General features: G+C 70.2%; 11 protein-coding genes. 6 read left to right on the top strand and 5 right to left on the bottom strand.

Annotation, left to right across the window (positions count from 1 at the left end; translation table 11 throughout):
• The first annotated feature begins 87 nt into the window (after window positions 1-87).
• Entirely contained in the window at window positions 88-870 is a 783-nt protein-coding gene (locus ACFV1J_RS06250; RefSeq protein ID WP_385856077.1) for a TetR/AcrR family transcriptional regulator, read from the top strand.
• A gap of 199 nt (window positions 871-1069) precedes the next feature.
• On the opposite strand, the gene ACFV1J_RS06245 is transcribed toward ACFV1J_RS06250, so the two are convergent.
• The 3 genes from ACFV1J_RS06245 to ACFV1J_RS06235 all read right to left on the bottom strand — a co-directional run bounded on the left by ACFV1J_RS06245 (window position 1070) and on the right by ACFV1J_RS06235 (window position 5472).
• Window positions 1070-1912 (bottom strand): YceI family protein, encoded by an 843-nt coding sequence (locus tag ACFV1J_RS06245; protein WP_385856076.1) that lies wholly within the window; start codon window positions 1910-1912, stop codon window positions 1070-1072.
• Window positions 1913-2299: 387 nt separating this feature from the next.
• The gene (locus tag ACFV1J_RS06240) at window positions 2300-4969 is read right to left on the bottom strand and encodes an MFS transporter (RefSeq protein ID WP_385856075.1); all 2670 of its coding nucleotides are present in this window, start codon (window positions 4967-4969) and stop codon (window positions 2300-2302) included.
• A gap of 11 nt (window positions 4970-4980) precedes the next feature.
• The gene (locus tag ACFV1J_RS06235; RefSeq protein ID WP_385856074.1) at window positions 4981-5472 is read right to left on the bottom strand and encodes a MarR family winged helix-turn-helix transcriptional regulator; all 492 of its coding nucleotides are present in this window, start codon (window positions 5470-5472) and stop codon (window positions 4981-4983) included.
• A 399-nt stretch (window positions 5473-5871) separates the two neighbouring features.
• Between ACFV1J_RS06235 and ACFV1J_RS06230 the strand changes: the two genes are divergently transcribed.
• Entirely contained in the window at window positions 5872-6090 is a 219-nt protein-coding gene (locus ACFV1J_RS06230; RefSeq protein ID WP_385856073.1) for a hypothetical protein, read from the top strand.
• An 859-nt stretch (window positions 6091-6949) separates the two neighbouring features.
• Here the strand turns inward: ACFV1J_RS06230 and ACFV1J_RS06225 are convergent.
• Window positions 6950-7705 carry a helix-turn-helix domain-containing protein gene (locus ACFV1J_RS06225; RefSeq protein ID WP_385856072.1) on the bottom strand — a complete coding sequence of 252 codons (756 nt, stop codon included), beginning with the start codon at window positions 7703-7705 and terminating at the stop codon, window positions 6950-6952.
• Between the two features lie 263 nt (window positions 7706-7968).
• Here ACFV1J_RS06225 and ACFV1J_RS06220 point away from each other — a divergent pair, with 263 nt between their 5' ends.
• The 4 genes from ACFV1J_RS06220 to ACFV1J_RS06205 all read left to right on the top strand — a co-directional run bounded on the left by ACFV1J_RS06220 (window position 7969) and on the right by ACFV1J_RS06205 (window position 11820).
• Window positions 7969-8631, top strand: coding sequence for a DUF4097 family beta strand repeat-containing protein (locus tag ACFV1J_RS06220; RefSeq protein WP_385856071.1), 663 nt, complete (start codon window positions 7969-7971; stop codon window positions 8629-8631).
• A 445-nt stretch (window positions 8632-9076) separates the two neighbouring features.
• Entirely contained in the window at window positions 9077-10285 is a 1209-nt protein-coding gene (locus ACFV1J_RS06215; protein ID WP_385856070.1) for a serine hydrolase domain-containing protein, read from the top strand.
• A 203-nt stretch (window positions 10286-10488) separates the two neighbouring features.
• On the top strand, window positions 10489-11250 hold the full coding sequence (locus tag ACFV1J_RS06210) for a MerR family transcriptional regulator (protein ID WP_385856069.1): 762 nt from the start codon (window positions 10489-10491) through the stop codon (window positions 11248-11250).
• Between the two features lie 207 nt (window positions 11251-11457).
• Window positions 11458-11820: a hypothetical protein gene (locus ACFV1J_RS06205; RefSeq protein WP_385856068.1), complete on the top strand. Its 363-nt coding sequence runs from the start codon at window positions 11458-11460 to the stop codon at window positions 11818-11820.
• A 439-nt stretch (window positions 11821-12259) separates the two neighbouring features.
• On the opposite strand, the gene ACFV1J_RS06200 is transcribed toward ACFV1J_RS06205, so the two are convergent.
• Window positions 12260-13006 carry a DUF4232 domain-containing protein gene (locus tag ACFV1J_RS06200; RefSeq protein ID WP_385856067.1) on the bottom strand — a complete coding sequence of 249 codons (747 nt, stop codon included), beginning with the start codon at window positions 13004-13006 and terminating at the stop codon, window positions 12260-12262.
• Window positions 13007-13373 lie beyond the last annotated feature (367 nt).

The following is a 13373-nucleotide window of genomic DNA, read 5'->3' as shown; positions in this document are numbered from 1 at the left end:
ACTGAACGCCGACGTACAAAACGAGAACGCCGATGTGCGCACGGGAACGCCGACGTGCCGCACGCGAAGGAGAAGAGGACGGACGCCATGACCGCGACCAACGGCCGTGCCGGTAAGCGGCCGCACAGCGTCTGGCTGACCGAGCGCCCCCCGCTCAAGCGCAAGGCGGAGCAGCCGGCCGGACTCGACCTCGACAAGATCGTCGGGGCGACCGTCCGGCTGCTGGACGACGAGGGGCTGACGAGGTTCTCGATGCGCCGGCTCGCCGCCGAGCTCGGCGTCACCGCGATGTCCGTCTACTGGTACGTCGACACCAAGGACGATCTGCTGGAGCTGGCCGTCGACGCGGTGGCCGGCGAACTTCCGCTGCCCGACGAGTCGGAGGCCGGGGCCGACTGGCGTGAACAGCTCCGGATCCTCGCCACCGGCTACCGCGACATGCTGCTGCGCCACCCCTGGGCGGCCCGGCTGCTGGCCGAGTTCATCAACATCGGGCCGCACTCGACCGCGTTCTCCAACGCCACCCTGCGGGTGATGGGGCGCAGCGGCCTGGACGCCGAGTGCACGTCCGGCGCGCTGGCGTCGCTGTTCCACTTCGTCTACGGCTTCGCGACGATCCGGGCGACGCACGAGGCGCGGTGCCGGGCCGCGGGCATCAGCCTGGACGACTACTTCGAGCAGGTCGTCTCGGCCATCTCGGGCCGCCCGGAGTTCGCCGAGACCATGGAGCTGTCCAGCCGGGCCGACCACGTCCGTACGGGCCGGTCGGCCGCGGCGATGCTGGACCGGGACTTCGCCTTCGCACTCGACCTGCAGATCGCGGGCATCGAGGCCATGCGGGGCGGGACGGGGGCCCGGGGCGAGGGGTGACTCGGCGGGGGCCCGGGGAGGGGTGATCTGGGCGGGGCGAGGGCGCCGGGCGAGGGGCGCCGGGCGAGGAGCCCCGGGGCCCTAGGGGGCGGGCGAACAGATCCCCTAAGGGGCGACAGCACCCCCTGCGGGCCCACAACGCGGCGCACCCGCCAGCCATTCCCGCCCCGCCACACTCCCTCCCCCCCCCGCCACCGGCTCAAGCCATCGGCAGGTTCTCCCCCTGCACCGCCTGGATGTCCAGTTCGACCTTCAACGTGGTGCCGATCGCGGCGATGCCGGCGGCCACGACCTGGTTGTAGTTCATCTTGAAGTCCTCGCGCCGCAGTTCGGCGGTGGCGCGGAAGGCCGCGCGGACGCCGCCCCACGGGTCGGGCCCGGTGCCGAGGTAGCTCAGGTCGAGGTCCACCGGCCGGACGACACCGTGCAGGGACAGATCACCGTGCACGGTCCAGCGGTCCGGGCCGGCCGGTGACAGTCCGGTGCTGCGGTAGGTGATCTCCGGGTACACCTCGACGTTGAGGAAGTCCTCGTTGCGCAGGTGCCCGTCCCGCATGCCGTTGCCGGTGTCGATCGACGACGCCTTGATGACCGCGTCGACCCGCGACCTCGCCAGGTCCTCACCGATCTCGATACGGCCGCTGAACTCGGTGAACCGGCCGTGCACGCTGGAGATCCCCAGATGCTGGGCGACCGCGCCCACCGTGGAGTGCATCGGGTCGATGGTCCAGGCGCCGGGCGGCGGCAGCTCGGCCCCGCCCTGCCGGGCCAGCACGACGTTGCCCACCTCCATCCGGCCGCTCGCGGTCACGATCGCACTGGAGGCGACCGGCGCGTAGCCGACGGCCGTCACGATGACCGTGTACGGGCCGGCGGGCAGCGGCGCCTCGCTGCGGACGGCGCCGTCCTCGTCCGCCGCGGCACGCAGCACCTGCGTGCCCGTCATGTCGGTGACGGTCAGCACGGCGTGCTGCACCGCCCAGCCGTCCCGTGTGCGGACCTGCGCCCTTACGCCCGCAGCTCCCGCGCCCGTCGAAGTCATTGCCTCTCCCGTGTGTTGCTGGTGGTGCCCCGGCTCCGCGCTCCGGCTGGGCCGGGAGCTCGGGGGAGTGTCGGACCCCGGCGGCGGTGTGCAGGCCGTCCCCTGCCTGTGCGCCACACCGCCGCCGGAGCCCTGGGGTCCGGTCCGGGACGCGCCTCCGCTCACCGCGCGTCCCGGCCCGGGGTCTTGCTGCCCGGGTTCCTCCGTGGCCATTCCGTACGGGCCAGGGCCCCGGGTTGCTCCATCGCCATTCCGTACGGGCCCCGGGTTGTTCCGTAGCCATTCCGTACGGCCCCCGGGCCCCGGGCCCCGGTCAGTCCCCGGGCCCCGGCCCCCGGTAAGCCCTTGGGCCCCGACGCCCGGTCAGTCCCAGGCCCCGTCCCCCGGTCAGTCCCCGGGGTGGGCGAGCTGGACGTCGTAGCCGTCGACCCCGCGGGCGTCGATCGCGAGACCGGTGGCCACCGGCGGGTAGCCGCTCGCGATGACCGTGTAGTCACCGGCGTCCAGGTCGGTGAAGGCGTACGCGCCGTCCTCGCCGGTGGTCGAGGTGGCCACGACGTTGCCGGCCGCGTCCACCAGCGTCACCCGGGCGTCGGACAGCGGGTGGCGGTCCGCACCGGCCCGTACGACGCCCTGGACCCGCGCGCCGGACAGCAGCTCGACCTCGATGCGGGTGGTGCCCTGGCCGCCGACCTCGACCGGCAGCGCGGCCGGCCGGTAGCCGGTGGCGTTCACCGCGACCGTGAAGGTTCCGGGGGCCAGTTCGTCGAAGGAGAAGTGACCCTCGGCGCCGGTCCTCCCGGTGGCCAAAACCTCACCGCGCACATCGGTCACGACGACCATGGCGTCCGCCACCGGCTCGCCGGTGACCGCGCTGCGCACCTGGCCGCCGAGGCCGCCGGTGCCGCTGAGCAGGATGTCGTAGCCGTACGGCTGGTCACCGACGACGACGGTGGAGGCCTGCGGCTGGTGCCCGTCGGCCGCCGCGATCAGCACGTACGAGCCGGCGCCGGGGGCGTTCAGCACGTACGAGCCGTTGGCCTGGGCGACCGCGCGGCCGAGCTGACGGCCGCCGAGCGAGATCAGCGTGACCGCGGAGCGCGGAACGGGGTGGCCCTCCGCGTTGCGCACGAAGCCGTGGAGGGACGGCCCGGCGGGGACGGCGTCGCCGCCACCGGCCGAGGCGAAGCCCTGCAGCGGCTGCCCGGCCGGCTGCGCCCACGAGGGGGTGTGGCCGCCGTCGTCCGAGGTCACCGGGGCCGCGCCGACCAGGGCCGGCTCCCGCTCCGCGACGGGACCGGCCCCCGCGCCGGCCTGCAGCGGAAGAGCCGCCTCCAACGAGTTCGCCTCCGACGGGTTCGCCGCCGTCACCTCCGGCGAGTTCACCTCCGAAGAGTTCGCCGCCGGAGCCGCGCCCGCGCCGCTCCGGGTGTCCTGGGAGCCCTCCGAGCTCTGGGCCAGTCCGCCCCGCGTCTTCAACGCGACCTCCTTGATGAACAGGGTGACGAGGAAGGCGAGCAGCGCGCAGGGCGCCGCGTAGAGGAACACATCGGCGACACCGTGGCCGTAGGCGCTCTCCATGACGGTGCGCAGCGGCGCCGGCAGGGCGTCCAGGTCCGGGATGCCGCCGCCGCTCTTGGCGGCGCCGTGCGCCGCGGCCTTGGCGGCCTTGGGACCGAGGTCGGCCAGGCCGTCCTTGACGTAGTGGGTGACGCGGTTGGCGAGCACCGCACCGAGGGCCGAGACGCCCACCGCACCACCGAGGGAACGGAAGAAGGTCACGACGGACGAGGCGGAACCGAGGTCCGACGGGGCCACCTGGTTCTGCGTGGCCAGCACCAGGTTCTGCATCATCATGCCGATGCCGAGACCCATCAGCGCCATGAAGATCGCGATGTGCCAGTACTCGGTGTCGTAGCGGATGGTGCTCAGCAGGCCGAGGCCGGCGGTCAGCAGCACGCCACCGGAGACCAGCCAGGCCTTCCAGCGGCCGGTCTTGGTGATGATCTGGCCCGAGACCGTCGAGGAGATGAACAGGCCGCCGATCATCGGGATCGTCATGATGCCGGACATCGTCGGCGACTTGCCGCGCGCCAGCTGGAAGTACTGGCTGAAGAAGACCGTGCCGGTGAACATCGCGATACCGACGAACAGCGAGGCCACCGACGCCAGGGTGATCGTCTTGTTGCGGAACAGCCGCAGCGGGATGATCGGCTCCTTGGCCTTGGTCTCGACGAGGACGAAGACCGCGCCGAGCACCACCGCGCCGCCGACCATCGCGGCGGTCTGCCACGACATCCAGTCGTACTTGTCGCCGGCCAGCGTCACCCACACCAGCAGCAGCGAGACCGCCGCGCTGATGAAGAACGCGCCCGCCCAGTCGACCTTGACGCCTTCACGCTTGACCACCGGGAGCTTCAGGGTCTTCTGCAGCACGATCAGGGCGATCACCGCGAACGGCACACCCACGTAGAAGCACCAGCGCCAGCCGAGCCAGCTGGTGTCGGTGATGACACCGCCGAGCAGCGGGCCGCCGACGGTGGCGACGGCGAAGGTGGCGCCGAGGTAGCCGCTGTACCGGCCGCGTTCCCGCGGCGAGATCATCGCGGCCATCACGATCTGGGCCAGGGCGGACAGACCGCCCACACCTATGCCCTGCACGACACGGCAGGCGATCAGCATGCCCGTGTTCTGCGACAGACCGGCGACGACCGATCCCGCGACATAGATGATCAGCGCGAACTGCACCAGCAGCTTCTTGCTGAACAGGTCGGAGAGCTTGCCCCACAGGGGCGTGGTCGCCGTCATCGCCAGCAGCGAGGCGGTCACGACCCAGGTGTAGGCGCTCTGTCCGCCGTCCAGATCGTGAATGATCTCCGGCAGCGCGTTGGACACGATCGTCGACGAGAGGATGGCGACGAACATGCCGAGCAGCAGCCCGGACAGCGCCTCCATGATCTGACGGTGCGTCATGGGGGCCCCGTCGGAGGCGTGGTGATGACCGCCTCCATGCTTGGCGTGGCCGCCCCGCACACCGGCTGGTGTGGTCGTAGCCATGTGGTTCCTTTTCATCCTGCGGGTGTACGGGTGCTGAGGTCGTTACGGGTGGTGAAGTCGTGGTGGGCCCGGGTCCGGCAGTCGCCGAAGCTCGTACGGAGCCGCGCGAGCAGCTCGTTGAGGAGACCGACGTCGTCGTCGCTCCAGTCGCCGAGATACCGGGCGAGCGCGGCGGTGTAGCGCTCGGAGAGCTCCTGGAGCATCGCCGTGCCGCGCGGGGTCAGGCGCAGCAGCCGCGACCGCTTGTCCGCCGGATCGGGCTTCCGCTCGATCCAGCCACGCTCGCAGACGTGCGCGACGTGCCGGCTGGTGACGGACATGTCGATCGCCAGCAGCTCGGCCAGCTGACTCATCCGCATCTCGCCGTGCCGGTCGAGAAGGGTGAGCACGGCGGCCGAGGCGGGCGGGCACTCCTGGGGCAGGACCCGCCCCATCTCCCGCTTGACGGCCCCGATGGCGCTGAGTTGCCTGGCCAGCTCCTCGAACTGACTCTGAGCGGCCATCGGCTCCTCCACACATCCATCGCTCAGCTCGGTCGCACTTCTTCTACTTCTTTTGTTGCTTGGGGCAACCATACGCACAGTTGGTTGCTGAAGGCAAACGAATGGGTGGCATGTGCAGGCAAAACCTGGCTCAAGACCTCGCCGCGACTCCGTCAACGACCACCCGGTCCCCGGTGAGCCCTGGTTGAGTCCCTGGTGAGTCCCTCGCAAAACCCCAGGTCGGCAAGGGTGGCCGAATTGCGTCCCCCCATATCCCCACAACACGACCACATCGTTCACGAGTGGCACACCTCACGCGGGCGGCCCTCCCCAACGGCCCGCCCGCCCCCTCGTCCCGTGGTCGCCCCACACGCGCCCCAGGGGTGCCCCCGGGTCACCGGTTCGCTAGGGTCCTGCCTCATGGCGACCAACCCGCAGAACCAGGCCGACGGGAACTACGACCCGGCGGGCAGCACGCAGATGTTCCGCGCCTTCGTGGACGAGGGCGGCACCCCCCAGACCGGCGGCCGCCGCGCCCCGGCCCCCCAGCAGTCGGCCGGCCCCCGCGTGGGCCTGATCGTCGGCGTCCTCGTCGCCATCGTGGTCATCGCGGGCGCGGCGTGGCTGGCGCTGTCGTAACGAGTCGCCTTTCCTCGGTTCCGGTTCTCTGTCTTAGGAAGTTCCGGTTCTCGAGCCTTACGAAAGTTTCGGCTCTCGGTCTTACGAAGACGGGGCCCGACGGTAACGTCCGCCGGGCCCTGCCTTTTTGCCGGCTCTCGCGCCTGCCCTCGCGCTTGCTCCTTCTTGGCGCCCCTGAGCTCTTCTCTGCTGCTGGCTCGTGCGTCCGTCTCGACTCTCGACGGTCCGCAGGGCATCTCGCGGCGGTTCCTGCAGCGGTTCCCACGGCGGTTCCCATGGTGCTTCCTGCGCCGTTTCCCGCAGGGTTCCCACGGTGCTTCCCACAGCCTGTGGACACAGGACCGCAGTTCGTCGACGGACGGCTTGGCCGGCCCGGCCTTGGCTGACAGACAGCTCCGCCGGGCCCGGCCCGGCCTCCGACGGCGGGTAGCGCATCCCGTAGGCCGTCGGCCATAGGCGTGAGACCGTAGGTCGAGGTCGTACGGCGCGCGCAGGGCTCACCCCGGGCTGGCGGCTGCTGAGGCACAGCTGCCGGGGGCACCAAGGCGCAGCCGCCGGCAGCACGTGAAGACATAGCCCGGCAGAAGACATTGTCCGGCAGCGGGAGCACGTAGGGCATAGCCGAACAGATCCCGTAAGGGTCGCAGGCGCCCCCTGCTGGGGCCACAACGCGGCGGGCGGGGTCGGTATTCCCCGTGTCGGCAGGTGAATTGGCGGGGACGCCGCGTCGGCCCGGGAGTTCCGCAGCTCCTTGAGGTCGGGGATGTGGAGTTGGCGGACGTTCCCGAGCGACGGGCCGAGAGCACGGCCGGATGCCTGCCACGGCCATGAGCCCCATCAAGACGGCTGTTACGGCTGGTTATGCGCGCTCTGAACGTGGCGCGGCGGTGCCGCCCGGCGTGGTTCCGGTTCTGGTGTAGAGCACCTCGCGGCCCTGTTCCGCGGCGCGGATGAGTCCTTCGCTGACGAAGTCGAGGAAACGGGCGGCATTTTCGAGGCGGGTAGCGGCCGGGGTGCCGTGGCCGAGGACGCCGACGCCTTGCCGTGCGGTCTCGATGAACTCGTCGTTGGCCCGGGCGCTGCGGATCATCGACTGGTACCAGAGGTCGTCGTCGACGATGTAGCGCTCGCGGCGGCCATCGTTGCGTTCCCGGCGGACGAGGGCCAGGCCCTCAAGGAACGTGATCGCTTTGGAGATGGACGCCGGGCTGACCGCCAAGCGCTGGGCGAGTTCGGCGGCGGTGAGACTGCCGGTGTCGGTGGTGTAGAGGCAGCCCAGCACCCGGGCCATCATCTTGGGCAGGCCCGAGGTCATGAAGACGGTGGTGAGGGCCTCCTGGTAGTCGCGCACGGCCGCGGCGTCGCGTCCATAGGGCTGCGGGGAAGCCTGCGACCCCTGGGGCGTGGCCTGCTTGCGCCGGTGGGTGCGCTGCTGGGTGGCGCGGTGGGCCAGGTCGGCCCGGTAGCCGGTGGGGCCGCCGTTGCGGGTCACCTCACGCGTGATCGTGGAGGTCGGACGGTCCAGACGGCGGGCGATCTCGGCGTAGGCCAGGCCGTCGGCCAGCCCCACCGCGATCTGCTGGCGCTCGGACTGGGTGAGCCTGCCTCCCGGCATCACGACCCCCTTCATGCCCCACGGGTGCTCCATGGTGCTGCTCGGTGTTCTCCAACGCCTCCACCATAGCGTTCAACTTCAGTGCATTGCAACGAACGGCTATGTCATCGTTGCGTTAAGCGGGAGAGCGTTGCAATGAATATTGCGCATCTACCTGCAAGTTTGTAGTTACGAGGCAAAGATATCGTTGCGGAAATCCGGAAAGGCAACGTAGTGTTTCCATCGTTCGGAAACACCGAATCGCCACCACAAGGGAGAGCACGATGCAGAAGTTCGACACCCCGGCCCCGATCTCCGCCGTCCTGAACATCCCCGCAGGACGCGTCCAGTTCATCGCCGCGGACCGGACCGACACCGTGGTCGAGGTCCTGCCCGCGAACGCCTCGAAGAGCCGCGACGTGAAGGCAGCGGAGGAGACCACGGTCGAATACGCCGACGGAGTCCTGCGGATCAAGAACGCGGCGAAGAACCAGTACCTCGGACCGTCCGGATCCATCGAGGTGACGGTCAAGCTGCCCACCGGTTCCCGCGTTGAGGCCATGGCGGCCAGCGCCGAACTCCGCACCATCGGCCGCCTCGGCGACGTCGCTTTCGAAGGCGCCTACAGCCAGATCAAGTTGGACGAGGCCGCGAGCGTCCGTCTCACCGCGGTCGACGGCGATGTCGAGGTCGGCCGGCTGGGCGGCGCCTCGGAGATCAGCACCGCACGGGGCGACATCCGGATCACCGAGGCCATGGGCGGCACGGTCGTACTCCGTACCCAGTCCGGCGACATCACCGTCGGCGCCGCCGCCGGCGTCTCGGCCGCGCTGGACGCCGGTACCGCCTACGGCCGCATCAGCAACGCCCTCAAGAACAACGGCACCGCCGATCTCGACATCCGCGCCACCACCTCCCACGGCGACATCACCGCCCGCAGCCTCTGACCCGCCTCGTTCAGGGGAGCGCCTTCAACACCAACGCCACCAACGCCCACATCAACACCACCAACAACAGCGCCAACGCCAACACCAACGCCAACAACGCCAACCCGGCCATCGGGCGAACGAGCTGCGCACGCCGTACGGCGACAACACCGTCTGACCTGCCCCAAGGTCATGGGCAGCCGCAACCGGACCCTGACCACCGGCGGGCCCACCGGGCCGAACTCGCGAACGCCAGGGATGCCCCGCCGGGAAGGCATCCCACAGCGAACACAGCCCGGCCGCCGCACGGGACGCCCTCGCCCGCCGCCCCGCACGTGCTGCCCGCCAACGCTCACGCCCACGGCCACGCCCTCGGCGGCACGGCCGGCAGCACCCCAACGATCCCCCCCGGGCAGCCACACCCTCACCGCAACAACCACCCACGCACCCCACAAGGAGCACAGCCATGTCCCTCACCCCCACCGGGCAGGACCGTCCGGAGCTGCAGAAGGCCATCGAGGAGATCGTCGATTCCGGCTTCGCCGGGGTGCAGCTGCGCGTGAACGATGAGCGAGGCGAGTGGACCGGCAGCGCCGGGGTGCGCCAGTTGGGCGAGAGTGCCAAGCCGCCCACCAACGGGCACTTCCGGATCGGCAGCACCACCAAGACCTTCACCGCGACCGTGGTGCTGCAACTGGTGGCCGAGGGCAAGATCGGGCTGGACGCCCCGGTGGACGACTACCTGCCCCGGTTCGGGCTGGACCGGCGGATCACGGTGCGCATGCTGCTGCAGCACACCAGCGGGCTGTTCAACTACACCGGCGAGTACTACGCCGACGGGACGGTCGTGCCGGGGATCCCCTGGCAGGGCCAGGAGTACGTGGACAACCAGTTCCACACCTACGACCCGGACGAGCTGGTCCGGCTGGCGTTGTCCAAGCCGGCGCGGTTCGAGCCGGGGACGGACTGGAGCTACTCCAACACCAACTACGTGCTGGCCAAACTGCTGGTCGAGGAGGTCACCGGCCGCTCGTTGGCCGAGGAGATGCAGCGGCTGATCCTGCAGCCGCTGGGAATGTCGGGCACCGTAGTGCCGGGCGCCTCGCCGGAGATCCCCGAACCGCACGCGCACGGCTACTACCGGTACGAGGACGCCGGCCAGTGGAAGGTGGTCGACGTCACCCGCTTCAACGTCTCCTGGATCTCCGCCGCCGGTGACATGATCTCGACCACCGAGGATCTCCACACGTTCTTCTCCGCGCTGATGAGCGGCAGGCTCCTGCCGGACCCGCTGCTGGCCGAGATGCGCACACCGCACCCCAAGAGCGGTGACCACCACTACGGCCTGGGGCTGTTCCGGGAGGAGACGGACGGCGGCACCATCTTCCACCACAACGGCGGCTTTTTCGGGTGGGCTGCGCTGATGTACGGCACCCCCGACGGCAGTAAGACCCTGACCGCCTCGCTGACCACGGGGGACGCCGAACTCGACTTCGCCGCCACGGCCGAGGCGTTCAAGAAGGCGCAGCAGAGACTCGTCAGGGAGGTGTTCTGCAACGGACAGGCCAAGTCGGCGCATGAGGCTCACAAGGCTCATGAAGCGAACGAGGCAAGCAAGACGGACGAAGCGAGCAAGGCGAACGAGGCAAACGAGGTGGCTCAGCCGACGGGCTGAACCGCTTAACCGGGCCACGCCGAACTCACTGACCTCGGCGTGGCCCGGTCACGTGAGCCGCTCACCCGTAGGCCAGGGGCGCGAGGTCCGGCGGGGGGGGAGGAGGAGCAACCGCCCGGCACGACTTGCGCTTTCCGCTGCGTCAACTTCTACGTTCGTTCTCGAGGCCGGAGAGACCGGCCCGGCGATGAAAGGGCACGGCCATGGCCTGGTCGATCGCAGAGGTGGCCCGGATGTCCGGGGTGACCTCCCGGACCCTGCGGCACTACGACGACATCGGCCTGCTCGTGCCCGCGTACACCGGGAGCAGCGGCCACCGCTACTACGAGGAGGCCGAGCTGCTGCGCCTGCAGCAGATCCTGCTGATGCGCGAACTGGGCCTGGGACTCCGCGACATCGCGACGGTCCTGGAGCGCCAGGTCGACCAGGTGGCCGCGCTGCGCGCGCACATGCGCAGGCTCGCGGCCGAACGGGACCGGCTCGATGCGCTGGTCCGCACGATCGGCCGCACCATCGCCGAACTGGAGGATGACAAGGACACGGACACCATGGAAAAGATCAGCAGCCCGGAGAACCTGTTCGTCGGCTTCGACACCGCTCGCCATGAGGAGACCGCCGGCGAGCAGTGGCCCCACCAGGCCCAGCAGTCCGGGCAGTTCGCGGCCACGGTCAGCGAGGCGGACATGGAGGCCATGCAGCGTGCGGCGACCGCCGCGATGGTCCGCATGGCGGAGTTCCTGCAGGCCGGCACGCCGGTGACCGACCCGGCGGTACAGGCCGAGGTCGAGGCCCACTACCAGGGCATCTGCCGGATGTGGACCCCGAGCGCGGCCGCGTTCAAGGCCCTCGGCCAGACCTACGTCGACGACCCGACGTGGCGCGCGGCCTACGACCGGGTCGCCGCCGGCCTCGCCGAGTACCAGCGGGACGCGATGGCGGCCTACGCCGACGCCAGGCTCAACTGACCGTCCACCGAACCGTCCGCCCACTGAGCCGACCGCCCATTGAACTGACCGCCCACTGAGCCGATCGCCCGCCGAGGCGACTGCCCAGTGAGCTGTCCGGCCACTGAGCTGTCCGGCCACGGGGCTGACGGCCCGTCACCGACTGACTGGGGGCTGCAGACCCCGGCAGTCGGGCACCACCGGAACCCCTCCCCGGAGCGTTGCACTGTGATACCCACTCACTGGATCCGCCACCACCGCCGAGAGGACAACGAACTCCTCGGCTATCTACGCCCCGTCGAGGCCGCCCCGGGCCGGTTCGTCCCGGTCACCCTCTTCGGCCACCCGCTCGCCGACCCGAGCGCAGAAGAACACGCCCGCCGATGCCTGGACCACACCGGACTCGACTACCTGGCCCAGGACTGGCTCCTGTCCCTGCCCGACCACCCTGAACCCGTGGCCGTCCAAATCGTCGAGGCCACCCCGCAGCAAGTACGGGTGAAGAACATCGACTATGGCTACCCGGACGCCAACATCGGCCACATCTTCGTCCTCGACGTCCCCGTCACCGGACAACTCCACCCACGCTGACGCGTGCCGGCTGCCAGCCTGACGGGTGCTGCTGGGCCCCTTAAGGCATAGGCGAACAGATCCCGTAGGGGACGCAGGCACCCCTTGCGGGCCACAACGTGGCGGCAAGGGGCGGTATTCCCGGGGTGGGAGGGGCGATATCCCCGGGGGCGGAGGGCGGTATTCCTAGACAATTAAGGGAGTTGAGTCGGCAGCCCAGGTGTGCGACAGCCGTGTGAGGCTTACGGACAGCCGTGTCGCGGGCATACAACGGCCGCTCCGCTCCAGCTAGACGAGAGCCGTGTCTGGCTTACGACACCTGCTGTGGGCAAACGACGACCGCGCCGACCGTGTGAGGGCACGGCCGGCGCGGCGGATGGGGGGTGGCGTCGAGGTGGTGGGGGGGTGGCGTCGAGAGGGGCGGGGGCGTTGACCCGGCTGATGTAGGTGCCGGGGTGGGTCAGGCGGCGTTGACCGGGTTGACGTAGGTGCCCGGGTGGGTGGCGCCGGACTGGTCGAGGAGGGCGCCGCCGTAGGGCCACTTCAGCTGGAAGTGCTGCTTCTCGTTCGGCGGGGTGACCAGCACCGTGCCCGGCTTGATCTTCCTGTCCCCGGAGTTGACCGACGGCAGGAAGGTGATGGTGAAGGCCGTCGTCCCGCCGGGCCTCAGCGTCACGGGCGTCGACTTCTTCGAGGAGCGCGGCAGGTCGATCGACCCGCCGTCGTTGGCCTTGATCTGCACGCCGGGGAAGCCGCTGATCCTGCAGGCGCTGCGACCGGTGTTTTTCAGCCACACGGTGACGTTCTGCTGCGCGTCGTTGTGCATGTCCGGGACGCCGCCGCCCGACGAGCCCCAGCCGGCCTGCAGGCTGCCGGTGGTGCACCGGGCCGAGGAGCCGGCCTTCGAGGAGGTCTGCGAGGCGGAGCCGCCGCTGCCGCTCGTACCGGAACCGTTCTTGCCGGTCTGCGAGCCGCCGCCCGACGTCGTACCGGAGCCCTGTCCACCGGACGACCCCGACCCCGACCCCGACCCTGACGAACCACCCGTCCCGGCGGACGAACCGGCGGACGACGCGGGGCTCGGGGAGCCCGCGGGATCGGCCTTGGGCGAGTTGCCCTGACAGGCGGTCAGCGCCAGCGCGGCGACGGCGATCACGCTGGCGGCGGCGGCCTTGCGTCCGCGGCGGAGCATGGTGTGGTGCGACATCGGGAGTCCCCCTGGCTGCATCGGTGCGGTCACGGCCCGTCTGTCGGCCCGCTGACATCAATACGGTCGCGGTCCGTCCTTCGGCCCGCTGACACCAGACTCCCGGCGCACGCTGTTGATCAGCTAACACCTGGCTAACGTCCGGACGGCAGCAGTCACGGCAGCAGGCACGGCGGCAAGCACGGCAACAGGCGCAGCAGCAGGCACGCAGCAGCCACGACAGCAGCCAGCGCAACAACGGAGGGGGCGGCCCCCCGGGCGGGGGCGGCCCCCCCCCCCCCCCCCCAACATCGAAGAAGGAGTTTAAAAACATGACCGGGCCCCCCAAATAGGACAGTTAAAAAAAGTTGTAGGCCGATAAAGGAAA

Origin of the sequence: Streptomyces sp. NPDC059649 (assembly GCF_042734445.1) — a bacterium.
Classification (GTDB): Bacteria; Actinomycetota; Actinomycetes; order Streptomycetales; family Streptomycetaceae; genus Streptomyces.
This window is presented reverse-complemented; position numbering and strand designations above follow the sequence as displayed.

Excerpts from the sequence above, each read along its gene's own strand:
- ACFV1J_RS06250 (WP_385856077.1), top strand. The coding sequence starts at position 88 with ATGACCGCGACCAACGGCCGTGCCGGTAAGCGGCCGCACAGCGTCTGG.
- ACFV1J_RS06245 (WP_385856076.1), bottom strand. The coding sequence starts at position 1,912 with ATGACTTCGACGGGCGCGGGAGCTGCGGGCGTAAGGGCGCAGGTCCGC.
- ACFV1J_RS06240 (WP_385856075.1), bottom strand. The coding sequence starts at position 4,969 with ATGGCTACGACCACACCAGCCGGTGTGCGGGGCGGCCACGCCAAGCAT.
- ACFV1J_RS06235 (WP_385856074.1), bottom strand. The coding sequence starts at position 5,472 with ATGGCCGCTCAGAGTCAGTTCGAGGAGCTGGCCAGGCAACTCAGCGCC.
- ACFV1J_RS06230 (WP_385856073.1), top strand. The coding sequence starts at position 5,872 with ATGGCGACCAACCCGCAGAACCAGGCCGACGGGAACTACGACCCGGCG.
- ACFV1J_RS06225 (WP_385856072.1), bottom strand. The coding sequence starts at position 7,705 with ATGCCGGGAGGCAGGCTCACCCAGTCCGAGCGCCAGCAGATCGCGGTG.
- ACFV1J_RS06220 (WP_385856071.1), top strand. The coding sequence starts at position 7,969 with ATGCAGAAGTTCGACACCCCGGCCCCGATCTCCGCCGTCCTGAACATC.
- ACFV1J_RS06215 (WP_385856070.1), top strand. The coding sequence starts at position 9,077 with ATGTCCCTCACCCCCACCGGGCAGGACCGTCCGGAGCTGCAGAAGGCC.
- ACFV1J_RS06210 (WP_385856069.1), top strand. The coding sequence starts at position 10,489 with ATGGCCTGGTCGATCGCAGAGGTGGCCCGGATGTCCGGGGTGACCTCC.
- ACFV1J_RS06200 (WP_385856067.1), bottom strand. The coding sequence starts at position 13,006 with ATGTCGCACCACACCATGCTCCGCCGCGGACGCAAGGCCGCCGCCGCC.